This window comes from Nocardioides sp. (assembly GCF_030149505.1).
Taxonomy (GTDB): Bacteria; Actinomycetota; Actinomycetes; order Propionibacteriales; family Nocardioidaceae; genus Nocardioides.
Genome location: NZ_JASBRN010000072.1, coordinates 1 through 22207, shown reverse-complemented (window position 1 = coordinate 22207; position 22207 = coordinate 1). Strand labels below are relative to the sequence as shown.

Sequence of the window (22207 nt, the reverse complement as noted above, 5' to 3'; positions counted from 1 at the left end):
TGATGATGGGCGGGTCATGACCTCCCTCCTGACCCGTCCCACCGGACCGTCCCGCCCCCGACCCTCCCGCGGGCGGCTGCCGCTGGCCCCCGTCGCCTTCACCGGGGGAGTCCTGGCGGCGTTCGGCCCGCTGCTGGTGTGCCTCGCCCTCGGGGTGGTCGGCTGGTTCCTGGCCGACGCGGGCTCCCACGGCTCGCCCAGCGACGGGATGCGCGTCGGCGCGACCGCCTGGCTGGTCGCGCACGGGTCGGGGGTGGCCGTCGAGGGGGTCCGGCTCACCGTCGTACCCCTCGGGCTGACGCTGCTCGCCGCGTGGAGCACCTGGCGGGCCGGGCTGCGGGTCGGCGACCTGGTCTCCGGCCACGGCCCGGACGCCGACGGGATCGAGGACGGCGAGCGGGACTGGACCGTGCCGGTGGCCGTCGCCCTGCTCTTCGCGGGGTACGCCGTCGTCGGGGTCGTCACGCACTCCCTGGCCGCCACCCGCGCGAGCGCGCCGGACGCCGCCCCCGTGCTGGGCTGGTCCCTCGTCCTCTGCGCCGTGGTCGGCGGCGCGGCCGTCGCCACCGGCTCGGGACGCGCCGCGATCTGGGCGGCCGACGTGCCGCCCATGCTGCTGGACACCCTGCGCACCGCGCGGCTGGTGCTCCGGCTGTGGCTCGTGGTCTCCCTGGTCCTGCTGCTCGGTGCCTTCGTCGTCGACCTCGGCACGGCCCTCAACGTGATGTCCCAGCTGCACTCGGGCGCCGGCGACGCCGTCCTGGTCCTGCTGGTCGCGCTGGTGCTGCTGCCCAACACGGTGGCCTTCTCCGGCGCCTACCTCGCCGGTCCGGGCTTCACCGTCGGGGCCGGCACCCTGGTCAGCCCGTCGGTGGTCGTGCTCGGCCCGCTGCCGGTCTTCCCGGTGCTCGCCGCCCTGCCGGACGCCGGCGACCCGCCGGGCTGGACCGCCGCCCTGGTGGCCGTGCCTCCGCTGGTCGCTGCCGTCGCCGTCGCGCTGGCCCAGCGCGCCGCGCCGACCACCCGCTGGGACGAGGCCGCCCTGCGCGGCTGCGTGGGCGGGGCGCTGGCCGCCGTCGCCTTCACCTTCCTCACCGCACTCGCCGGGGGAGCCGTCGGCCCGGGCCGGATGCGCGACGTCTCCCCGCTGGTCGGCGACGTCCTGGTGCAGTCGCTGACCACCTTCGCCCTCGGCGGGCTGGTCGGCGCGCTCGCCATGACCGCCTGGCAGCGCCGCCGAGCCCGCTGAGCCCCGCCGAGCCGTCAGTTCCGCACCGCCGAACGGTCACTTTCGAACCCTCGAGCCGTCACCTCCTCGCGCTGGCCCTAGTCTGCGGCGCGTGACCGCACGGCTCGTCGTCCTCGTCTCCGGCTCCGGCACCAACCTCCAGGCCCTCCTGGACGCGTGCGCCGACCCGGCGTACGGCGCCTCGGTGGTCGCCGTCGGCGCCGACCGCGACGACATCGAGGGCCTGGCCCGGGCCGAGCGCGCCGGGGTGCCGACCTTCGTCGCCCGGGTCGGGGACTTCTCGTCCCGCGACCACTGGGACCGGGCGCTGGCCGACAAGGTCGCGGCCTTCGAGCCGGACCTGGTCGTGCTCGCGGGCTTCATGAAGCTGGTCGGCCCGGGGTTCCTCGCGGCCTTCGGCGGCCGCACCGTCAACACCCACCCCGCGCTGTCGCCGTCCTTCCCCGGGATGCACGGACCCCGCGACGCCCTGGACTACGGCGTGAAGGTGACCGGCTGCACGCTCTTCGTCGTCGACGAGGGCGTGGACACCGGCGTGATCCTGGCCCAGTCCGTCGTGCCGGTGCAGGACGACGACGACGTCGAGAGCCTCCACGAGCGGATCAAGGTGGCCGAGCGCGCGATGCTCGTGGACACCGTCGGCCGGATGGCCCGCGAGGGCTTCCGGGTCGAGGGGCGCCGAGGCCTGCTCGGCCGGTAGTCTGCGCCCCACACGACTGGCGCGGGTGGGTGACCACCGGGGAGTGACAAGTCGGGGCATCGTCCGCCTGGGTGCCCCTCGTCCGACGCAGAGCCCTGCAGGAGTGTCATGAGCGAGAACCGCGTCCCGATCAGGCGAGCCCTGGTCTCCGTCTACGACAAGTCCGGTCTCGAGGACCTCGTCCGCGGCCTCCACGACGCGGGCGTCACCCTCGTGTCGACCGGCGGCTCGGCGAAGCTGATCGAGGGCCTCGGTCTGCCGGTCACCAAGGTCGAGGAGCTCACCGGCTTCCCCGAGTGCCTCGACGGCCGGGTCAAGACCCTGCACCCCCGCGTGCACGCCGGCATCCTGGCCGACCGCCGCCTGGCCTCCCACGTGCAGCAGCTGGCCGACCTCGACGTCGAGCCCTTCGACCTCGTCGTCTCCAACCTCTACCCCTTCACCCAGACGGTCGCGTCCGGCGCCTCGCCCGACGAGTGCGTCGAGCAGATCGACATCGGTGGGCCGTCCATGGTCCGCGCGGCCGCCAAGAACCACCCCTCGGTCGCCATCGTGACCTCTCCCCAGCGGTACGCCGACGTGCTGGCCGCCGTCGCCGAGGGCGGGTTCACCCTCGAGCAGCGCAAGCGGCTCGCGGCCGAGGCGTTCGTCCACACCGCGTCGTACGACGTGGCGGTGGCCTCGTGGATGAGCAACGTCCTCACCGACACCAGCGACGGCGCCGGCTACCCCGCGTGGGCCGGTGCCACCTGGGAGCGCTCGGCAGTCCTGCGCTACGGGGAGAACCCGCACCAGTCCGCGGCCCTCTACCGCTCCGGCCACGGGCCCGCGGGCCTGGCCGGTGCGCAGCAGCTGCACGGCAAGGAGATGTCCTACAACAACTACGTCGACACCGACGCTGCCCGCCGCGCGGCCTACGACTTCGACCAGCCGGCCGTGGCGATCATCAAGCACGCGAACCCGTGCGGCGTGGCCGTGGGTGCCGACGTCGCCGAGGCGCACCGCCGCGCCCACGCCTGCGACCCGGTCTCGGCGTTCGGCGGTGTGATCGCGGCGAACCGCCCGGTCACGAAGGAGATGGCCGCGCAGGTCGCCGAGGTGTTCACCGAGGTCATCGTGGCCCCGGGCTACGAGGACGGGGCCGTCGAGGTCCTCCAAGGCAAGAAGAACATCCGCATCCTGGTCTGCGAGGACCTCGAGCGCGGCGGGGTCGAGACCCGGCCGATCTCGGGCGGGCTGCTCATGCAGGAGCGCGACTCCTTCCAGGCCGAGGGCGACGACCCGTCCGGCTGGACGCTCGCCACCGGCGAGGCCGCCTCCGACGAGGTGCTCGCCGACCTCGCCTTCGCCTGGCGCGCCTGCCGTTCGGCCAAGTCCAACGCGATCCTGCTCGCCAAGGACGGTGCCTCGGTCGGCATCGGCATGGGCCAGGTCAACCGGGTCGACTCCTGCAGGCTCGCCGTCGAGCGCGCCAACACCCTCGCCGAGGGGGAGGAGCGCTCCCGCGGCGCGGTGGCGGCCTCGGACGCGTTCTTCCCCTTCGAGGACGGCCCGCAGGTGCTGATCGACGCCGGCGTGACCGCGATCGTCCAGCCCGGCGGCTCGGTGCGCGACGAGCTCACCATCGAGGCCTGCAAGGCCGCGGGCGTGACGATGTACTTCACCGGCACCCGACACTTTTTCCATTAGGCACGGAGCTTGCTCCGGGCCGCGAATGGAAAGGTTGAGCGGCGACCGCGGCTGAGGGACGAAGCCGCGACGGAGCCTGTCGAAACACGGGTGACGTGCCCGTTGACCGCAATCACCAGCATCGACGTACGAGGACGACATGACCGCACAGAAGCTCGACGGCACCGCGACGCTCAAGGCCATCAAGGAGGAGCTCAAGGTCCGGGTGGCCGCGCTCAAGGAGCAGGGCATCGTCCCGGGCCTCGGCACCGTCCTGGTCGGTGACGACCCGGGCAGCCACTGGTACGTCGGTGCCAAGCACAAGGACTGTGCCGAGATCGGCATCGAGTCGATCCGCGTCGACCTGCCCGCGACCGCCACCCAGGCCGAGGTCGAGGCCGAGATCGACCGGCTCAACGCCGACCCCGGCTGCACCGGCTTCCTCATCCAGCAGCCGACCGGCCTGGACGAGTACGCCCTGCTGTCGCGGGTCGACCCCGACAAGGACGTCGACGGGCTGCACCCGGTCTCCCTGGGTCGGCTGGCCCTCGGGGTGCCCGGGTCCCTGCCGTGCACGCCCGTCGGCTGCATCGAGCTGCTGCGCCGTCACGGCATCGAGCTGGCGGGGGCCGAGGTGGTCGTGGTCGGCCGCGGCCTCACGGTCGGTCGCCCGATGGGGCTCCTGCTGACCCGGCGTACCGAGAACGCGACCGCGACCCTGTGCCACACCGGCACCCGCGACCTGGCCAAGCACGTGCGCGAGGCCGACGTCGTCGTGGCGGCCGCCGGCGTGCCCGGCATCATCACCGCCGACATGATCAAGCCCGGCGCGGCCGTGCTCGACGTGGGCGTCTCGCGGGTCGACGGCAAGATCGCCGGTGACGTCGCCCCCGACGTGTGGGACGTGGCCGGCTGGGTCTCGCCCAACCCCGGCGGCGTGGGCCCGATGACGCGCGCGATGCTGCTGAGCAACATCGTCGACATGGCCGAGCGGGCTGCCCGGTAGCGTGGCCCGGGTGAGCCAGGAGGAGCCGGCGCAGCCGCCCGAGGAGCTCGAGGACCCGGTCCCGACAGTCTCCGAGATCGCCGAGGAGATCGCCGAGGAGGAGGGGCGTCGCTACCCCTCCACGATCGGGGGCTTCTTCTACCTCTGGGTGCTGGCCGCGGCCGCCCTGGGGGTCGCCTGGGCCTGGCTCGGCGACGACTGGCGATTCGGTGTCACCTGGATCTCCGGGGCACTGCTCGCCGCTGCCGGGCTGCGCCTGGTCCTGCCGCGCCGCGACGCCGGCATGCTCGCGGTGCGCCACCGCCTCGTCGACGTCCTCCTGCTCGGGACCCTCGGCGGGACGCTGCTCTTCCTGGCCCGCACGATCCCCAACCAGCCCGGCCTCTGACCTCCACCGCCGAGCAGTCACTTCTGAACCGCCGAACCGTCAGTTCTGAACCGCCGACCCGTCACTTCTGAACCGCCGAACCGTCACAAGCGGCCACCGCGTCGACGCAGGTGCACGCCGGCGTCCACTCCACGGGCGTACGTCGGAGCAGGCGAGCGCCGGCGGTCCTGGATGAAGCAGCGCAGCCGGCGCACCCACGCGTCGAGGCTCGGGCCGGAGAGGTCGCTCTTGCGCACGACGATCACCTCCCAGCCGGCGCGCCGCAGCGCTGCGCGCCGTACCTCGTCCGCGGCCCGCTGCTCGGGGCTGTCGTGCCAGTCCTCCCCGTCGTACTCCACGGCGATGCGCAGGTGCGGGTAGGCGAGGTCGAGCCGATAGGTCTGTCCGTCCAGCACCACGACGAACTGGGGGATCGGCCGGGGCATGCGGTGGTCGAGGACCAGCCTGCGGACCCACGACTCCCCGGGCGACTCCGCCTCCGGGCACAGGTCGGAGGCCAGCTCGCGGAGTTGGGTGACCCCCCGGCGCCCGGCGAGGCGCAGCAGCAGGCGACGCAGGTCCGACTCCGTGATGCCGTACGCGCGCGCGAACTGGTCGAGGACGGCTGCTGCCCCCAGTCGACCCCGTTGGCACGCGAGGTCTGCCGCGGTCCGCAGCGGTGTCGTGACGGGTACGCCGCTGGCGAGGACCATCACGTCCTCCGGCTCGAGCCGACGCTGACCACCGCGGACGCCGTCCAGCCTGGTCCGCGTGCCGGACGTGGCCGTGACGTCGAGGAGAGGAGGGACGTCGAGGTCGGTGGGGTCCCAGTGGTCCACGCCCATCAGCCACGAAGCGCTGCGATCGACCACGACCATCCGCGCCGGGAGCAGCAGTGCCGCGGCGGTGGCGCGTAGGTCGATGGTGTCGGGCACGGCGCTGTCGACGTACACGCCGCGGAGCACGCGGCGCACCGAACCGTCCGCCAGGCCGAGCTGGAGTCGTCGCTTGGTCCATCCGAGAGCGGCGGCCTCGTCGGCCGTGGTCGGGGTGAGGAGGGGGGTCGTCATGCCGCGAGGGTGCTCGCTGCGACGTCCTCCTGGAACGACGTCGCCCCCGGCCTGTGGACAACAGTGCCGGGGGCGACGGAGTGGGGGCCGAACGGGTCGGAAACGACCGCTCGAGGGTTCGAACCTGACGGCTCGAGGGTTCGGAACTGACGGTTCGGCGGTCCCTCAGATCAGGCCGAGCTCGGTGACCGCGGCGCGCTCGTCGGCGAGCTCCGCGGTCGAGGCGTCGATCTTGGCGCGGGAGAAGTCGTCGATCTCCAGGCCCTCGACGATGCTCCAGTCGCCGTCCTTCGTGGTGACGGGGAAGGAGGAGATGAGTCCCTCGGGCACGCCGTACTCGCCCTGGGAGACGACGGCCATCGAGACCCAGTCGTTCTGGGCCGAGCCGTAGAGCCAGTCGCGAGCAGCGTCGATGGTGGCCGAGGCCGCCGAGGCGGCCGAGGAGGAGCCCCGAGCGTCGATGATCGCCGCGCCGCGCTTCGCGACGGTCGGGATGAAGGTGTTCTCCAGCCAGTCCTGGTCGCCCACGACCTCGGCGGCGTTGCGGCCGCCGACCTCGGCGTGGAACAGGTCGGGGTACTGCGTGGCGGAGTGGTTGCCCCAGATCGTCATCTTGGTGATGTCGGTGACGGGAGCGCCGGTCTTGGCGGCCAGCTGCGAGATCGCCCGGTTGTGGTCGAGGCGGGTCAGCGCGGAGAAGCGCTCGGCCGGGATGTCCGGGGCGTTCTTCATCGCGATGAGCGCGTTGGTGTTGGCCGGGTTGCCGGTGACACCGATGCGCACGTCGTCGGCGGCGACCGCGTTGAGGGCCTTGCCCTGGGCGGTGAAGATCGCACCGTTGGCCGAGAGCAGGTCGCCGCGCTCCATGCCCGGGCCGCGCGGGCGGGCGCCGACGAGCAGGGCGAGGTTGACGCCGTCGAAGATCTTCTCGGCGTCGTCACCGATCTCGATGCCCGCGAGGCCGGGGAAGGCGCAGTCGTCGAGCTCCATGACCACGCCCTCGAGCGCCTTGAGCGCGGGGGTGATCTCGAGCAGGCGCAGCTCGATGGGCCGGTCGGCGGTGAGCGCGCCGCTGGCAAGGCGGAAGAGCAGGCTGTAGCCGATCTGACCGGCGGCGCCGGTCACGGCCACCTTCAGCGGGGTGGTGGTCACGCGGGTCTCCTTGAGAGAGGGTCGAGGCGGGCCCGGGACAGGAGCGGACCCCCGGCGACGCTAGCAGCGGGTGCGTGGGTCCTGTCAGGCTGGGCCGGTCCCGCGTCAGGTATCTTGACGTCAAGAAAACCCAGGAACTCAGACGACGATCGCCAGGAGCCGCCGGAAACCATGGCCACCATCATCTACACCCACACCGACGAGGCGCCGCTGCTCGCGACGTACTCCTTCCTGCCGATCATCCAGGCGTACGCCGCCAAGGCCGGTGTCGAGGTCGAGACCCGCGACATCTCGCTGTCGGGCCGCATCCTGGCCGCCTTCGACCTCGCCGACGACGCGCTGGCCGAGCTCGGCGACCTGGCCACCCGGCCCGAGGCCAACATCATCAAGCTGCCCAACATCTCCGCCTCCGTGCCGCAGCTCAAGGCCGCGGTCAAGGAGCTGCAGGAGAAGGGCCACGCGCTGCCGGACTACCCGGAGAACCCCACCACCGAGGAGGAGCGCGACGCCCGCGCCCGCTACGACAAGGTGAAGGGCTCCGCGGTCAACCCGGTCCTGCGCGAGGGCAACTCCGACCGCCGCGCACCCGCCGCGGTCAAGGGCTACGCCAAGAAGTACCCCCACCGCATGGGGGCGTGGAGCAGCGACTCCAAGACCGCGGTCGCCACCATGGGCGAGGGCGACTTCTTCTCCAACGAGCAGTCGGTCGTCCTCCCCGAGGCCGACACCCTCACCATCGTGCTCAAGGCCGCCGACGGCACCGAGACCGTCCTCAAGGACGGCCTGGCCGTCGAGGCCGGCGAGGTCGTGGACGCCACGTTCATGGACGTCGCCGCGCTGCGCCGCTTCCTCACCGAGCAGATCGCCCGCGCCAAGGCCGACGACGTGCTGTTCTCCCTGCACATGAAGGCCACGATGATGAAGGTCTCCGACCCGATCATCTTCGGCCACGCCGTCCAGGCGTTCTTCCCCGCGCTCTTCGAGCAGTACGGCGAGCAGCTGGCCGCGGCGGGCGTCTCGCCCAACGACGGGCTCGGCGGGTTGCTCTCCGCGGTCAAGGACCTCCCCGAGGGCGAGGCCATCGAGGCCGCGGTCAAGCAGGGTCTGGCCGACGGTCCGCGCATGGCGATGGTCGACGACCGCAAGGGCATCACCAACCTGCACGTCCCCTCCGACGTCATCATCGACGCCTCGATGCCGGCCATGATCCGCATCGGCGGCCACATGTGGGGTCCCGACGGCGAGGAGGCCGACTGCCTCGCCGTCATCCCCGACTCCTCCTACGCCGGCGTCTACTCCGCGGTCATCGAGGACTGCAAGAGGAACGGCGCCTACGACCCGGCGACCATGGGCTCGGTGCCCAACGTCGGCCTCATGGCCCGCAAGGCCGAGGAGTACGGCTCGCACGACAAGACGTTCGAGATCCCCACCGCCGGCACCGTCGAGATCCGCAACGCCGCGGGCGAGGTGCTCACCTCCCACCAGGTCTCCGAGGGCGACATCTGGCGCGCCTGCCAGACCAAGGACGAGCCGATCCGCGACTGGGTCAAGCTGGCCGTGACCCGCGCCCGCGCCTCCTCGACCCCGGCGGTGTTCTGGCTCGACGAGAACCGCGCCCACGACGCGAACCTGATCGAGAAGGTCAAGGCCTACCTCCCGGAGCACGACACCGAGGGCCTCACCATCGAGATCATGGCGCCGGCCGAGGCGTGCGCGTTCTCCGTGGAGCGCATCCGCAAGGGCGAGGACACCATCTCGGTGACCGGCAACGTGCTGCGCGACTACAACACCGACCTCTTCCCGATCCTCGAGGTCGGCACGTCGGCCAAGATGCTCTCCATCGTCCCGCTCATGAACGGTGGCGGCCTCTTCGAGACCGGCGCCGGCGGCTCGGCGCCCAAGCACGTCCAGCAGCTGCTGGAGGAGAACTACCTGCGCTGGGACTCCCTGGGTGAGTTCTTCGCCCTGGCTGCCTCCTTCGAGCACCTCGCGGGGTACGCCGACAACCGCGGCGCCCAGGTGCTGGCCGACACCCTCGACGCCGCGACCGCGACGTTCCTGGAGGAGGACAAGTCGCCGACCCGCAAGATCGGCGGCATCGACAACCGCGGCTCGCACTTCTACCTGGCGACGTACTGGGCCCAGGAGCTGGCGAAGCAGACCGCCGACCCGGCGCTGGCCGAGGTCTTCGCGCCGCTGGCCGAGAAGCTGGCCGCGGCCGAGGACACGATCGTGGCCGAGCTCAACGGCGTCCAGGGCCACCCCGCCGACGTGGGCGGCTACTACCGCCCGGTCGACGAGAAGGCGGACGCCGTGATGCGCCCGTCGGCGACGCTCAACGAGGCGCTCGCCGCCTTCTGACGCAGCGCTCGGACGACTGGCCGGACCGCCGGCCGGACCAGCACCGACCCGACCCGGGGAACATCTCCCCGGGTCGTGTCGTTCCGGCCCCGGACCCCATGATGTACCGGTAAACCCCGAGAAGCGCCCAGGAGACCGATGACCAGCCTCGCCGAGCCCGTCCCCGAGGCGGCCGCGCTCGCCCAGCACCCGGTGTCCCGGCTGCGGTTCGCCGCCGCGGTGACCGCGCTGGCGACCGGTGGCTTCGCGATCGGCACGACGGAGTTCGTGACGATGGGGCTGCTGCCGCAGATCGCCGACGGCGTGGACGTGAGCATCCCGCAGGCCGGGCACCTCATCTCGGCGTACGCGCTCGGGGTCGTGGTGGGCGCCCCGCTGCTGGCCGCGCTCGGTGCCCGGCTGCCGCGGCGCGCGCTGCTGGTCACCCTCATCACCGCCTTCGGGCTGCTCAACCTGCTCTCCGCCGCGGTCTCCCACTACGGCCTGCTCGCCTTCGTCCGCTTCCTCGACGGCCTCCCGCACGGCGCCTACTTCGGCCTGGCCGCGCTCACCGCCGCGAGCATGGTCCCGGCGCACCGCCGAGGGCGGGCTCTGGCCCTGGTGATGATGGGCATCCCGGTCGCCAACCTGCTCGGCGTGCCGGCCGCGACGATCCTGGGCCAGCAGCTGGGCTGGCGCGCCGCCTTCGTCGCCGTCGGGCTGGTCAGCGCCCTGACCGTCGTGCTGATCCTGGCCTTCGTCCCCAGCACACCCGGTGACCCCACCGCCTCGAGCCGGCGCGAGCTCAGCGCCCTGCGCCACCCCCAGCTCTGGTACGCCGTCGGCGCCTCGGGCATCGGCTTCGGCGGCCTCTTCGCGCTCGTCTCCTACATCGCGCCGCTCACCACCGAGGTGGGCGGGCTGGGGGAGTCGGCCGTCGCGGTCTTCCTGCTCGTCATCGGCCTGGGCATGGTCGTCGGCAACCTCGTGGCCGGCCGGCTGGTCGATTGGTCGATCGAGCGCAGCCTCCGGATCGGCTCGGTCGGGCTCGCGGCGGCCCTCGCGCTCTACTGGGTGCTGGCGCCGTACGGCTGGGCAGCCCTCGTGGCCGGGTTCCTCACCACGGTCTTGGGCTCCGTCCTCGCCCTGGGCTTCCAGGTGCGGCTGATCGACGCCGCGGAGCACGCCCAGACCCTCGGCGCGGCACTGAGCCACGCCAGCCTCAACATCGGCAACAGCCTCGGTGCCTTCCTCGGCGGCGCCGTCATCGCCGCCGGCTGGGGCTTCCGCGCCCCGCTGGTCGTGGGTGTCGGGCTCAGCCTCGCGGGGCTGCTGGTGCTGGTGCTGGCCCGGCGAGCGGACCGCAGCACGCGTCAGGGAGAATGACGCGCATGTCTGCGACGACCGAGCCCGAGGTGGCGGTGCCCAGCGCTCCCACCGGCGGCGCCCGTCCGCGTGTCCTCTCGGGCATCCAGCCGACGGCCGACTCGTTCCACTTCGGCAACTACCTCGGCGCCCTGCGCCAGTGGGTGGACCTCCAGCGCGACCACCAACCGTTCTTCTTCATCGCCGACCAGCACGCGATCACGGTCGAGCAGGACCCGAAGGTGCTGCGCGAGCGCACCCTGCGCGCGGCCGCGCAGCTGCTCGCGATGGGCGTCGACCCCACGCGCAGCGCGATCTTCGTCCAGTCCCAGGTGCCCGAGCACGCCCAGCTGGCGTGGGTGCTGCAGTGCCTGACCGGCTTCGGCGAGGCACGACGCATGACGCAGTTCAAGGACAAGTCGGCCAAGCAGGGGGAGGGGGCCGCGAGCGTCGGCCTCTTCACCTACCCGATCCTGCAGGCCGCCGACATCCTGCTCTACCGCCCGCACTACGTGCCGGTCGGCGAGGACCAGCGCCAGCACCTCGAGCTCACCCGCGACCTCGCCCAGCGGTTCAACCACCGCTACAAGAAGACCTTCCGGCTGCCCGAGCCCTACATCCTCAAGGCGACCGCGAAGATCGGCGACCTGCAGGACCCGACCTCGAAGATGTCGAAGTCGGCGTCCTCGCCGGCCGGCATCATCGAGATGCTCGACGAGCCCTCGCGCAGCGCCAAGAAGATCCGCTCCGCGGTGACCGACTCCGACTCCGAGGTCCGCTTCGACCCCGAGGCCAAGCCCGGCGTCTCCAACCTGCTGACGATCTTCTCGGCCCTCACTGCCCGGTCGGTCGGCGACCTCGCCGAGGAGTACGCCGGCAAGGGGTACGGCGACCTCAAGGGCGACCTCGCCGAGGTGGTGGTCGGCTTCGTGACGCCCTTCCGCGAGCGCACCCTGGAGCTGCTCGACGACCAGCGCTACCTCAGCGACGTGCTCAAGCAGGGCGCCGAGCAGGCGCGCTCGGTCGCCGAGGGGACCCTGAGGGACGTCTACCAGCGGGTGGGCTTCGTGGCCCGCACCGAGGGCTAGGGTCGCGGGGTGCCCACGATCGGAGTCGCCGTCGCGATCCCGGAGCCCTGGGGCAAGCAGCTCCAGGACTACCGGGAGTCCGTCGGCGACACCTCGGCCTCGCTCATCCCGACCCACATCACGCTCGTCCCGCCCACCGACCTGGCCGACGACGAGCTCGAGGTCGTCGAGCAGCACCTGGCGGGGGTCGCGGTCCAGCGCCTGCCCTTCCGGGTCCACCTGCGCGGCACCGGCACCTTCCGACCGGTCTCCCCGGTCGTCTTCGTCTCCCTCGCCGAGGGCATCGCCGACTGCGAGCAGCTGGCCGACGCCCTGCGCCAGGGTCCGCTCGACGTCGAGCTCGACTACCCCTACCACCCGCACGTGACGGTCGCCCACGACGTCGAGGCCCGATGCCTGGACCGGGCCTTCACCGAGCTGGCGGGCTTCGAGTGCACCTTCGAGGTCGAGCAGTTCCACCTCTACCTCCACGACGCGGCCACCGGCTGGCGTCCCTACCGCGACTACGACCTCCAGGGAGTCGGCTGACATGGCCTCGGTGGGGGAGCGGCTCGGGGCCCTGCGCCAGCGCCACGGCTGGGTCGACCACGTGGTGCGGATGCAGCAGCACTTCGGCGCCTCCGACGCCGGCCAGCAGGCCGGGGCGATCACGTACTTCGCCTTCCTCTCCTTCTTCCCCGTCCTCGCCCTGGCCTTCTTCACCGTGGGTCTGCTCTCCACCGTGCTGGACGGGGCCGACGCCACCCTGCGCTCCGCGGTGACCTCCCTGTTCCCGGGCATGATCGGCCCCGACGAGGGCCAGCTGCAGCTGCGGGACTTCCGCGACTTCAGCGGCCTCGCCGGGCTCCTCGGGCTCGCGGGCGTGCTCTACTCCGGCCTGGGCTGGGTCTCGGCGCTGCGCCAGGCCCTCACCACCGTGTTCGAGGTGCCCGAGGACGAGCAGCTCGGCTTCGTCGCGGGCAAGGTCCGTGACCTCGTCGCGCTCGCCAGCATCGGGCTGACCCTGCTGGTCGCCGTGGGCGTGAGCGGCCTGGTCTCCGGCTTCTCCGCCGACCTGCTCGGCTGGGCGGGCCTGGACCAGGAGCTCTCGTGGCTGGTCCAGCTGCTCACCGTCGCGCTCGGCCTGGCCGCCAACGCCGTGCTGTTCTTCACGATGTTCCGCCTGCTCGGCGGCGAGCACGTGCCGCGCGGCTCGCTGGTCTCCGGCGCTGTCCTCGGGGCCGTGGTCTTCGAGGTGCTCAAGCGGGCGGCCGGCCTGATCATCGCCCAGACACAGGGCCAGCCCGCCTTCCAGGCCTTCGGCATCGCCCTGGTCATGCTGGTGTGGATCAGTTACTTCTCCCGCCTCGTCCTGTACGCCGCGTGCTGGTCGTGGACCTCGCCCGAGGCCCGGGAGGCACGTGCTCGTGAGGCGGCCCTCGAGCCGGCCGCGCCCGTGCAGGGCCCGGCGCTGCCCAGTGGCGAGGACGCCGGCGTGCTGCCAGCCGACGGTGACGCGGACGGTGAGGAGGCGAGGACCTCGAAGGTGGGTCCCTTCGCGGCCGGTGCCGCTGCTGCCCTGGGCGTGGTGGCAGCGAGCCGACGCAGGAAGGACGACTCGTGAGGACGGCTCGATGAGGCTGGAGAGACGCGACGGCTGGTTCTTCGCGGCCGTGACGCTGTGGGGTGTCTTCTCCTGGACGATGTTCGCCCGCAACCTCGGCTCGGCGTACGCCGCCGGCGAGGACCGCCCCACGGGCTACTGGGTCGCCCACACGGTGCTGATCGTGGTCAACCTCGTGCTGACCGCCTTCTTCGCCCGGTACGCCTGGCGGACCCTGCGCAGCACGCGCCAGCACTGAGGGCACCCCCCCCGGACGCAGCGAGCCGGGCCCACCCCGGAGGGCGGACCCGGCTCGGCCGGTCGATCAGGTGCGCGTCAGCGGTCCCGGCTCAACGCCCCTGGCGCAGGGCGTCGCGGAGGTCGCGGTTGAGCTGGGAGATCACGTCCAGCGGAATCCCCTTCGGGCAGGCAGCGGCGCACTCGCCGATGTTCGTGCAGCCACCGAAGCCCTCGGCGTCGTGCTGGGCGACCATGTCGACGACACGCGAGTAGCGCTCGGGCTGACCCTGGGGGAGCTCGCCGAGGTGGGTGATCTTGGCACCCATGAACAGCGAGGCCGAACCGTTGGGGCAGGAGGCCACGCAGGCGCCGCAGCCGATGCAGGTCGCGACGTCGAAGGCGCGCATGGCCTTGTCACGCGGCGCGGGCACCGAGTTCGCCTCGGGGGCCGAGCCCGTGTTGGCGGAGATGAAGCCACCAGCCTGGATGATCCGGTCGAAGGCCGACCGGTCCACGACCAGGTCCTTGACCACCGGGAAGCCTGCGGCGCGCCACGGCTCGACGGTGATGGTGTCGCCGTCCTTGAACGAGCGCATGTGCAGCTGGCAGGTCGTGGTGACCTCGGGGCCGTGCGCCTGGCCGTTGATCATCAGCGAGCACGAGCCGCAGATGCCCTCGCGGCAGTCGTGGTCGAAGGCCACCGGCTCCTCGCCCTGGGACTGCAGCTGCTCGTTGAGGACGTCGAGCATCTCCAGGAAGCTCATGTCCGTCGAGACGCCGTCGAGGTCGTAGGTCTTCATCGCACCCGGCGCGGAAGCGTTCTGCTGGCGCCAGATCTTCAGGGTCAGTCTCACTTGTAGCTCCGCTGCTTCATCTCGATGGCGGTGTAGACGAGGTCTTCCTTGTGCAGCACGGGCTGGCCGCCCTCGCCGCCGAACTCCCAGGCCGCGACGTAGGCGAACTCCTCGTCGTGTCGCAGCGCCTCGCCGTCCTCGGTCTGGGACTCGGCGCGGAAGTGGCCGCCGCAGGACTCGCGGCGGTTGAGGGCGTCGATGCACATGAGCTCACCGAGCTCGAGGAAGTCGGCCACGCGGCCGGCCTTCTCCAGGCTCTGGTTGAGCGAGTCGGCGGTGCCGAGCACCTTGACGTTGCTCCAGAAGTCGGCCTTGAGCTCACGGATCATGTCGATCGCCTTGCGCAGGCCGTCCTCGGAACGCTCCATGCCGCAGTACTCCCACATGATGTTGCCCAGCTCCTTGTGGTAGCTGTCCACCGTGCGGTTGCCGTTGATGGAGAGGAACTTCTGGATCCGGTCCTCGACGGACGTGCGGGCCGCGACGACGTCGGGGTGCGACTCGTCGATCGGGGCGAACGGACCGTCGGCGAGGTACTCGCGGATGGTGTTCGGCAGCACGAAGTAGCCGTCGGCCAGGCCCTGCATCAGCGCCGAGGCACCGAGGCGGTTGGCGCCGTGGTCGGAGAAGTTGGCCTCGCCGGTCACGAAGAGACCCTCGATGTTGGACTGCAGGTCGTAGTCGACCCACAGGCCACCCATGACGTAGTGCACGGCGGGGTAGATCCGCATCGGGACCTGGTAGGGGTTCTCACCCGTGATCCGCTCGTACATGTCGAAGAGGTTGCCGTACTTCTCGCGCACCGCGTCCTCACCGAGGCGGTTGATCGCGTCGGCGAAGTCGAGGTAGACGCCGCGGCGGAAGTCGCCGACCATCGGGCCCACGCCGCGACCCTCGTCGCAGACGTTCTTGGCCTGGCGGGAGGCGATGTCGCGGGGGACCAGGTTGCCGAAGGAGGGGTAGATCCGCTCCAGGTAGTAGTCGCGGTCCTCCTCGGGGATGTCGCGCGGGTCCTTGTCGCAGTCCTCGCGGTTCTTCGGCACCCAGATGCGGCCGTCGTTGCGCAGCGACTCCGACATCAGGGTCAGCTTCGACTGGTGGTCGCCGGAGACCGGGATGCAGGTCGGGTGGATCTGCGTGTAGCAGGGGTTGGCCATGTAGGCGCCCTTGCGGTGCGCACGCCACGCGGCAGTGACGTTGGAGCCCATCGCGTTGGTGGAGAGGTAGAAGACGTTGCCGTAGCCGCCGGAGGCCAGCACGACGACGTCCGCGAGATGGGTCTCGATCTCGCCGGTGACCAGGTCGCGCGCCACGATCCCGCGGGCCTTGCCGTCGGCGACGATCAGCTCGAGCATCTCGTGGCGGGTGTACTGGGTGACCGTGCCGGCCGCGACCTGGCGCTCCATGGCCTGGTAGGCGCCGATCAGCAGCTGCTGACCGGTCTGGCCCCGGGCGTAGAAGGTGCGCGAGACCTGGACGCCGCCGAAGGAGCGGTTGTCGAGCAGGCCGCCGTACTCACGCGCGAAGGGGACGCCCTGCGCGACGCACTGGTCGATGATGTTGGTCGAGACCTCGGCGAGGCGGTAGACGTTCGACTCGCGCGAGCGGTAGTCGCCGCCCTTCACGGTGTCGTAGAAGAGGCGGTAGACCGAGTCGCCGTCCTCCTTGTAGTTCTTGGCCGCGTTGATGCCGCCCTGCGCGGCGATCGAGTGCGCCCGGCGCGGGGAGTCCTGGTAGCAGAAGGACTTGACGTTGTAGCCGGCCTCGCCGAGCGTGGCGGCGGCCGCACCGCCGGCCAGGCCGGTGCCGACGATGATGATGTCGAGCTTGCGGCGGTTGGCCGGGTTCACCAGCCGGTTGTTCATCTTGTGCGTGGTCCAGCGGTCCTTGATCGGGCCGGAGGGCGCCTTCGTGTCGCGGATCGGCTCACCGGGGGTGTAGTAGCCGTGCGCGTCGTCGGACTGCTGGACCGGGGGTGAGGTCAGCACGGTGTTGCCGCTGACGTCGACGTTCGATGCCATGTGGTCTCCAGGTGTCGGGTCGGTCGGGCCGTCAGCTGATGACGCCGAGGAGGGTGAAGATCGGGACCAGCGAGAAGCCGCCGGCGACCACGACGGCGAGCACCCAACCGGCGGCGCGGGCCCGGGAGCGGGCCGCGGCGGTGTTGGTGAGGCCGAGGGTCTGCAGAGCGCTGAAGGTGCCGTGGTGCAGGTGCAGCGCCAGCGCGGCCATGGCCGCGAGGTAGATCAGCGTCATCCACCACAGGTCGAAGGTGTCGACCATGAGGCGGTAGGGGTTGTTGGTCTCCCCGCCGGCCGGGTTGATCTTGACGATCGTGAAGTTCAGCAGGTGCCAGATGAGGAAGACGAGGATCGTCAGCCCGCCCCAGCGCATGGTGCGCGAGGAGAAGGAGGAGTTCTTGTACTTCCGGTTCGCGTACTTGACCGGGCGGGCCGCGTGCGCGCGGCGGGCCAGGACCACGGCGGAGCCGACGTGCACGACCAGCGAGACGATCAGCCCGACCCGGATGATCCACAGCAGCCCGCTGTAGGGCAGCAGCGGCTCGCCGAGCGTGCGCAGGTGCTCGGCGTACTCGTTGAACGCCAGCTCACCGCTGAGCGCCTTGAGGTTGCCGTACATGTGCGACAGCACGAAGCCGATGAAGACGAGGCCGCTGACGGCCATGACGAGCTTGAGCGTGATCGTCGAGCGCGAAGCGCGCGCTCCTCTGACGAGAGTCGGGGTTGCCACGAGGAGTCACGGTAGCGCGCTCAGCGAAGTCTCAGGATCCCCAGGTGTGTGACAAATCCCCCTCGGAGTGCCGTTGCGGGCACAGGTGAGGGTACCCTTACCTGTTGGCCCGACGTCCGTGGACGTCGAGGATCGAACACGTCACACTCTGTAGCCGCCGTCACGGCGCGTCCCTATGGTTCGCACCATGACTGGACCCGAGGGTGCGCTGGAGCTCGCGCACGCCGACGACGCCTGGACCCGGGCCGACTGGGAGAAGGCCACCGCGGCCGTGCTGCGCAAGTCGCGCCGGCTGCGCGAGGACGACCCCGACTCCCTGGTGTGGGAGAAGCTGACCCGCCGCACGCTCGACGGCATCGAGATCACCCCGCTCGGCACCCCGGCCTCGCTGGAGGGCCTGGAGACCGCTGGCCGCCCCGCGCGCGCGGGCGACTGGGACGTGCGTGCGCTGGTGGAGGCCGGCCCGGAGAAGCAGCTCAACGAGGCGGCCCTGGTCGACCTCGAGGGCGGCGTCACCTCGCTGTGGGTGCAGGCCGGCGGTGGCACCGACCTCGCCGTCCTGCTCGAGGGCGTGCTGCTCGACCTGGCCCCGGTCGTCCTCGACGCCGGCACCGCCGCCCGCGAGGTGGCAGAGGCGTTCCTGGCGCACGCCGGCGACACCGACCTCGCCGCCGGCACCAACCTCGGTGCGCCCGCCACGGCCGACGCCGAGACCCTCGCCACCGTCGCCCGCCTCGCCCGCGAGCGCTCGGTCCTCGGGGTCGTCGTCGACGGCACCCGGGTCCACGACCGCGGCGCCTCCGACGCCACCGAGCTCGGCTGGGTCCTGGCCGCCGGCGTCCGGGTGCTCCGGGTGCTGGAGGAGGCGGGCATCCCCGCGGCCGACGCCGCTGGCCTCGTGGAGCTGCGGCTCGCGGTCACCGACGACCAGTTCTCCTCCATCGCCAAGCTCCGTGCCGTGCGGCGCCTCTGGGCCCGGGTGCTGGAGCTCTCGGACGTGCGAGGTGTCGAGGCGCGGGTCCACGCCGTGACCAGCCGCCCGATGATGAGCGCCTACGACCCCTACAACAACATGCTCCGCACGACCGTCGCCGCGTTCGCGGCCGGCGTCGGCGGCGCCGACAGCGTCACCGTGGTCCCGTTCGACGCGCCGCTGGGTCGCCCCGAGGCGCTCGGCCGCCGCATCGCCCGCAACACCCACCACCTGCTCATCGACGAGTCGCACGTCGCGCACGTGGCCGACCCGGCCGGTGGCGCGTACGCCGTCGAGGAGCTCACCGACCGCCTGGCCCGCGCCGGGTGGGAGGTCCTCGGCCGCCTCGACACCCCCGACGGGCCCGACGCCGCGGTGCTCGACGAGCTCGTCGCCGCCACCGTCGAGCAGCGCGACCGTGAGGTCGCCACCCGCAAGCGCCCGATCACAGGGCTGACCGAGTTCCCGAACCTCGCCGAGGAGCTCCCCGTCCGCGAGCCGTACGACGGGTGGCAGGGCGTGCGCGCCTACGGGCAGGCGTTCGAGGCGATGCGCTCCGCACCGCCCGCGGCCCGGGTCTTCCTGGCCACCCTCGGGCCGGTCGCCCAGCACACCGCCCGGGCGACCTTCGCCTCCAACCTGCTGGCGGCCGGCGGCATCGCCGTGGACGTCGCCGGGCCGACCGCCGGCCCCGAGGAGCTGGTGGCGGCGTACTCCGGCCAGTCGGTGGTCTGCCTGGCCGGCTCCGACCCGACGTACGAGGAGTGGGGTGCGGCCGCCGCGGCCGCCCTCCGCGAGGCCGGGGCGACCCGGGTCATCATCGCGGGCAAGCCCACCGCCCTCGGAGACGAGCAGAGCGCCGACGACGACTGCGCGATGGGTGTCGACGCCCTCGCGTTCCTGACCCGCACGAGGGAGGCCCTGGCATGAGCGTGCCCAGCAGCTTCAGCGGACTGCCGCTGGTCGGTGAGGGCGCGGCCCCGTCGACCGGCACGCCGGCCCACGACCTGTGGACGGCGCCGGAGGGCATCGCGATCAAGACGTCCTACGGCCCCGAGGACCTCACCGGCCTCGACGCCCTGGACACCTACCCGGGCCTCAGCCCGTTCCTGCGCGGCCCCTACCCGACGATGTACACCACCCAGCCGTGGACGGTGCGCCAGTACGCCGGGTTCTCGACCGCCGAGGAGTCCAACGCCTTCTACCGCCGCAACCTCGCGGCCGGCCAGAAGGGCCTCTCGGTCGCCTTCGACCTCGCGACCCACCGCGGCTACGACTCCGACCACCCGCGCGTGCGCGGCGACGTCGGCATGGCGGGCGTGGCGATCGACTCGATCTACGACGCCCGCACCCTCTTCGAGGGCATCCCGCTGGACCAGATGTCGGTGTCGATGACCATGAACGGCGCCGTGCTGCCGGTCATGGCGCTCTACATCGCCGCGGCCGAGGAGCAGGGCGTCAAGCCCGAGCAGCTCGCCGGGACCATCCAGAACGACATCCTCAAGGAGTTCATGGTCCGCAACACCTACATCTACCCGCCGGCGCCGTCGATGCGGATCATCTCCGACATCTTCGCCTTCACCGCCGAGCGGATGCCGCGGTTCAACTCGATCTCGATCTCCGGCTACCACATGCAGGAGGCCGGCGCGACGAACGACCTCGAGCTGGCCTACACCCTCGCCGACGGCGTCGAGTACATCCGCGCCGGCCTCGAGGCCGGCCTGGACATCGACGCGTTCGCGCCGCGGCTGAGCTTCTTCTGGGCCATCGGCATGAACTTCTTCATGGAGGTCGCCAAGATGCGCGCCGCCCGCGCGCTCTGGTCGCGCCTGGTGCGCGAGTTCGACCCGAAGAACCCCAAGTCGCTGTCGCTGCGCACCCACAGCCAGACCTCCGGCTGGAGCCTCACCGCTCAGGACGTCTTCAACAACGTGGGCCGCACCTGCATCGAGGCGATGGCCGCGACCCAGGGCCACACCCAGTCGCTGCACACCAACGCCCTCGACGAGGCGATCGCGCTGCCGACCGACTTCTCGGCCCGCATCGCCCGCAACACCCAGCTGCTGCTGCAGCAGGAGTCGGGCACCACCGGCACCATCGACCCCTGGGCCGGCTCCTACTACGTCGAGCGGCTCACCCACGACCTCGCGGAGCGCGCCTGGGCGCACATCCAGGAGGCCGAGGCCGCCGGCGGCATGGCCAAGGCGATCGAGCAGGGCATCCCCAAGATGCGCATCGAGGAGGCGGCCGCCCGCACCCAGGCGCGCATCGACTCCGGCGCGCAGAAGGTCATCGGCGTCAACACCTTCCGGCTCGCCGCCGAGGACAAGCTCGACGTCCTGCGCGTCGACAACGACGACGTCTACCGCCGCCAGCTCGCCAAGCTCGAGCGGCTGCGCGCGGAGCGCGACGACGACGCCGTACGCCGCTCGCTGGACGCGCTCACCCACTCGGCCGAGTCCGGTGCCTCCGGCATGGACGGCAACCTGCTCGCGCTGGCCGTCGACGCAGCCCGCAACAAGGCGACCGTCGGGGAGATCTCCGAGGCGCTGGAGAAGGTCTACGGCCGCCACCAGGCCGTCATCCGTACGATCAGCGGCGTGTTCCGCGACGAGTCCGGCGACGGCGAGGGTGCCCAGCACGTCAAGCAGGTGCTCGCCGAGACCGCGGAGTTCGAGGAGGCCGAGGGCCGCCGGCCGCGCATCCTCGTCGCCAAGATGGGCCAGGACGGTCACGACCGCGGCCAGAAGGTCATCGTCTCGGCCTTCGCCGACATGGGCTTCGACGTCGATGTGGGGCCGCTGTTCTCCACGCCGGAGGAGGTCGCGCAGCAGGCGGTGGACAACGACGTGCACATCGTCGGGGTCAGCTCGCTCGCGGCCGGCCACCTCACCCTGCTCCCCGCGCTGCGCGCGGCGCTCGCCGAGCAGGGTCGTGACGACATCATGGTCGTCATCGGTGGCGTGATCCCGCCCGACGACGTGCCCACGCTGCTGGAGATGGGTGCTGCCGAGGTGTTCCTGCCCGGCACGGTCATCGCCCAGTCGGCGCTGTCGCTGCTGGCCAAGCTGCGCGACCAGCTCGGCCACTGATGCCGGAGGTCTCGGGGACTGACGAGAAGGTGGTCCGCCTCGTCGAGGGCGTCCGCGCGCAGCGGCGCGCGGCGGTCTCGCAGGCGATCACGCTGGTGGAGTCCTCGCGTCCGCAGCACCGCGTCCAGGCGCGGGCGCTGCTCACTGCCCTGGCCGAGGACCCCGACCGTCGCGCGGGCCGCGACGTCGTGCGGGTCGGGATCTCCGGCGTGCCGGGCGTCGGGAAGTCGACCTTCATCGAGTCGCTCGGCACCCGGCTGGTCGCCGAGGGCCATAAGGTGGGCGTGCTGGCCGTCGACCCGTCCAGCGTGCGCACCGGCGGCTCGGTGCTGGGTGACAAGACCCGGATGGGCCGGCTCTCGGTCGAGCCGCACGCCTTCATCCGTCCCTCGCCCTCGGCCGGGACGCTCGGCGGGGTCGCCCGGGCGACGGTGCAGGCGATGGCGGTGCTCGAGGCGGCGGCGTACGACGTCATCCTGGTCGAGACGGTCGGAGTCGGTCAGTCCGAGGTGACCGTCGCCGGCATGGTCGACACCTTCCTCTTCCTCACCCTCGCCCGCACCGGCGACCAGCTGCAGGGCATCAAGAAGGGCATCCTCGAGCTGGCGGACGCGCTCGCGGTCAACAAGGCCGACGGCGACAACGTGGGGCGCGCGACGCGCGCGGCGGCCGAATACCGCGCTGCGCTCCAGCTCTTCCGGCACACCAGC

At 71.8% G+C, this 22207-nt stretch carries 19 protein-coding genes; 14 read left to right on the top strand and 5 right to left on the bottom strand.

The annotated features are described in order from the left end of the window. Positions 1 to 16 precede the first annotated feature (16 nt). The 5 genes from Q1V71_RS15825 to Q1V71_RS15805 all read left to right on the top strand — a co-directional run bounded on the left by Q1V71_RS15825 (position 17) and on the right by Q1V71_RS15805 (position 5011). On the top strand, positions 17 to 1249 hold the full coding sequence (locus Q1V71_RS15825; protein ID WP_300645011.1) for a DUF6350 family protein: 1233 nt from the start codon (positions 17 to 19) through the stop codon (positions 1247 to 1249). Between the two features lie 91 nt (positions 1250 to 1340). Then, positions 1341 to 1949 carry a phosphoribosylglycinamide formyltransferase gene (gene purN, locus Q1V71_RS15820; protein WP_300645009.1) on the top strand — a complete coding sequence of 203 codons (609 nt, stop codon included), beginning with the start codon at positions 1341 to 1343 and terminating at the stop codon, positions 1947 to 1949. Between the two features lie 108 nt (positions 1950 to 2057). After that, positions 2058 to 3638 carry a bifunctional phosphoribosylaminoimidazolecarboxamide formyltransferase/IMP cyclohydrolase gene (gene purH / locus Q1V71_RS15815; RefSeq protein WP_300645008.1) on the top strand — a complete coding sequence of 527 codons (1581 nt, stop codon included), beginning with the start codon at positions 2058 to 2060 and terminating at the stop codon, positions 3636 to 3638. Positions 3639 to 3777: 139 nt separating this feature from the next. Further along, complete coding sequence (locus Q1V71_RS15810) at positions 3778 to 4623, top strand: bifunctional methylenetetrahydrofolate dehydrogenase/methenyltetrahydrofolate cyclohydrolase (RefSeq protein WP_300645006.1); 846 nt, start codon at positions 3778 to 3780, stop codon at positions 4621 to 4623. A 10-nt stretch (positions 4624 to 4633) separates the two neighbouring features. Then, positions 4634 to 5011 (top strand): DUF3017 domain-containing protein, encoded by a 378-nt coding sequence (locus Q1V71_RS15805; protein ID WP_300645005.1) that lies wholly within the window; start codon positions 4634 to 4636, stop codon positions 5009 to 5011. Positions 5012 to 5094: 83 nt separating this feature from the next. Here the strand turns inward: Q1V71_RS15805 and Q1V71_RS15800 are convergent, their stop codons facing one another. Both Q1V71_RS15800 and Q1V71_RS15795 read right to left on the bottom strand, forming a co-directional pair. Further along, positions 5095 to 6060: a hypothetical protein gene (locus tag Q1V71_RS15800; protein ID WP_300645004.1), complete on the bottom strand. Its 966-nt coding sequence runs from the start codon at positions 6058 to 6060 to the stop codon at positions 5095 to 5097. Positions 6061 to 6225: 165 nt separating this feature from the next. After that, positions 6226 to 7212, bottom strand: coding sequence for a malate dehydrogenase (locus Q1V71_RS15795; RefSeq protein ID WP_300645003.1), 987 nt, complete (start codon positions 7210 to 7212; stop codon positions 6226 to 6228). 171 nt (positions 7213 to 7383) lie between these two features. Here Q1V71_RS15795 and Q1V71_RS15790 point away from each other — a divergent pair, with 171 nt between their 5' ends. The 6 genes from Q1V71_RS15790 (at position 7384) to Q1V71_RS15765 (ending at position 13846) form a co-directional block, all read left to right on the top strand. Then, positions 7384 to 9573, top strand: a complete 2190-nt coding sequence (locus Q1V71_RS15790) for an NADP-dependent isocitrate dehydrogenase (RefSeq protein WP_300645002.1) — start codon at positions 7384 to 7386, stop codon at positions 9571 to 9573. A 138-nt stretch (positions 9574 to 9711) separates the two neighbouring features. Next, complete coding sequence (locus Q1V71_RS15785; protein WP_300645001.1) at positions 9712 to 10938, top strand: MFS transporter; 1227 nt, start codon at positions 9712 to 9714, stop codon at positions 10936 to 10938. A gap of 5 nt (positions 10939 to 10943) precedes the next feature. After that, complete coding sequence (trpS, locus tag Q1V71_RS15780) at positions 10944 to 12005, top strand: tryptophan--tRNA ligase (protein ID WP_300645000.1); 1062 nt, start codon at positions 10944 to 10946, stop codon at positions 12003 to 12005. A 9-nt stretch (positions 12006 to 12014) separates the two neighbouring features. Next, a complete protein-coding gene (locus Q1V71_RS15775) occupies positions 12015 to 12533 on the top strand; it encodes a 2'-5' RNA ligase family protein (RefSeq protein WP_300644999.1) in 519 nt (172 codons plus the stop codon). Position 12534: 1 nt separating this feature from the next. After that, positions 12535 to 13608 carry a YihY/virulence factor BrkB family protein gene (locus tag Q1V71_RS15770; protein WP_300644997.1) on the top strand — a complete coding sequence of 358 codons (1074 nt, stop codon included), beginning with the start codon at positions 12535 to 12537 and terminating at the stop codon, positions 13606 to 13608. Between the two features lie 10 nt (positions 13609 to 13618). Then, entirely contained in the window at positions 13619 to 13846 is a 228-nt protein-coding gene (locus tag Q1V71_RS15765) for an SCO4848 family membrane protein (RefSeq protein WP_300644996.1), read from the top strand. Between the two features lie 91 nt (positions 13847 to 13937). Here the strand turns inward: Q1V71_RS15765 and Q1V71_RS15760 are convergent, their stop codons facing one another. The 3 genes from Q1V71_RS15760 to Q1V71_RS15750 are packed head-to-tail and all read right to left on the bottom strand — an operon-like array spanning position 13938 to position 17432. Further along, positions 13938 to 14681, bottom strand: a complete 744-nt coding sequence (locus Q1V71_RS15760; protein ID WP_300644995.1) for a succinate dehydrogenase/fumarate reductase iron-sulfur subunit — start codon at positions 14679 to 14681, stop codon at positions 13938 to 13940. Next, complete coding sequence (locus tag Q1V71_RS15755; RefSeq protein WP_300644994.1) at positions 14678 to 16702, bottom strand: fumarate reductase/succinate dehydrogenase flavoprotein subunit; 2025 nt, start codon at positions 16700 to 16702, stop codon at positions 14678 to 14680. The genes Q1V71_RS15760 and Q1V71_RS15755 overlap by 4 nt, the downstream gene beginning before the upstream one ends. A gap of 31 nt (positions 16703 to 16733) precedes the next feature. Next, on the bottom strand, positions 16734 to 17432 hold the full coding sequence (locus tag Q1V71_RS15750; RefSeq protein WP_300644993.1) for a succinate dehydrogenase cytochrome b subunit: 699 nt from the start codon (positions 17430 to 17432) through the stop codon (positions 16734 to 16736). Between the two features lie 187 nt (positions 17433 to 17619). Here Q1V71_RS15750 and Q1V71_RS15745 point away from each other — a divergent pair, with 187 nt between their 5' ends. The 3 genes from Q1V71_RS15745 to meaB all read left to right on the top strand — a co-directional run. Then, complete coding sequence (locus Q1V71_RS15745) at positions 17620 to 19335, top strand: methylmalonyl-CoA mutase family protein (protein WP_300644992.1); 1716 nt, start codon at positions 17620 to 17622, stop codon at positions 19333 to 19335. Then, positions 19332 to 21497: a methylmalonyl-CoA mutase gene (gene scpA / locus Q1V71_RS15740; RefSeq protein ID WP_300644991.1), complete on the top strand. Its 2166-nt coding sequence runs from the start codon at positions 19332 to 19334 to the stop codon at positions 21495 to 21497. The genes Q1V71_RS15745 and scpA overlap by 4 nt, the downstream gene beginning before the upstream one ends. Then, positions 21497 to 22207, top strand: a 711-nt coding sequence (gene meaB / locus Q1V71_RS15735) for a methylmalonyl Co-A mutase-associated GTPase MeaB (protein ID WP_300644989.1), incomplete at its 3' end; no start/stop codon positions are given. The genes scpA and meaB, both read left to right, overlap by 1 nt.

What these genes read in the sequence shown, in the direction of transcription:
- Q1V71_RS15745 (WP_300644992.1), top strand. Translation starts at nt 17,620, where the DNA reads ATGACTGGACCCGAGGGTGCGCTGGAGCTCGCGCACGCCGACGACGCC.
- Q1V71_RS15800 (WP_300645004.1), bottom strand. Translation starts at nt 6,060, where the DNA reads ATGACGACCCCCCTCCTCACCCCGACCACGGCCGACGAGGCCGCCGCT.
- Q1V71_RS15765 (WP_300644996.1), top strand. Translation starts at nt 13,619, where the DNA reads ATGAGGCTGGAGAGACGCGACGGCTGGTTCTTCGCGGCCGTGACGCTG.
- Q1V71_RS15770 (WP_300644997.1), top strand. Translation starts at nt 12,535, where the DNA reads ATGGCCTCGGTGGGGGAGCGGCTCGGGGCCCTGCGCCAGCGCCACGGC.
- Q1V71_RS15790 (WP_300645002.1), top strand. Translation starts at nt 7,384, where the DNA reads ATGGCCACCATCATCTACACCCACACCGACGAGGCGCCGCTGCTCGCG.
- Q1V71_RS15810 (WP_300645006.1), top strand. Translation starts at nt 3,778, where the DNA reads ATGACCGCACAGAAGCTCGACGGCACCGCGACGCTCAAGGCCATCAAG.
- trpS (WP_300645000.1), top strand. Translation starts at nt 10,944, where the DNA reads ATGTCTGCGACGACCGAGCCCGAGGTGGCGGTGCCCAGCGCTCCCACC.
- Q1V71_RS15755 (WP_300644994.1), bottom strand. Translation starts at nt 16,702, where the DNA reads ATGGCATCGAACGTCGACGTCAGCGGCAACACCGTGCTGACCTCACCC.
- Q1V71_RS15785 (WP_300645001.1), top strand. Translation starts at nt 9,712, where the DNA reads ATGACCAGCCTCGCCGAGCCCGTCCCCGAGGCGGCCGCGCTCGCCCAG.
- purH (WP_300645008.1), top strand. Translation starts at nt 2,058, where the DNA reads ATGAGCGAGAACCGCGTCCCGATCAGGCGAGCCCTGGTCTCCGTCTAC.
- scpA (WP_300644991.1), top strand. Translation starts at nt 19,332, where the DNA reads ATGAGCGTGCCCAGCAGCTTCAGCGGACTGCCGCTGGTCGGTGAGGGC.
- Q1V71_RS15825 (WP_300645011.1), top strand. Translation starts at nt 17, where the DNA reads ATGACCTCCCTCCTGACCCGTCCCACCGGACCGTCCCGCCCCCGACCC.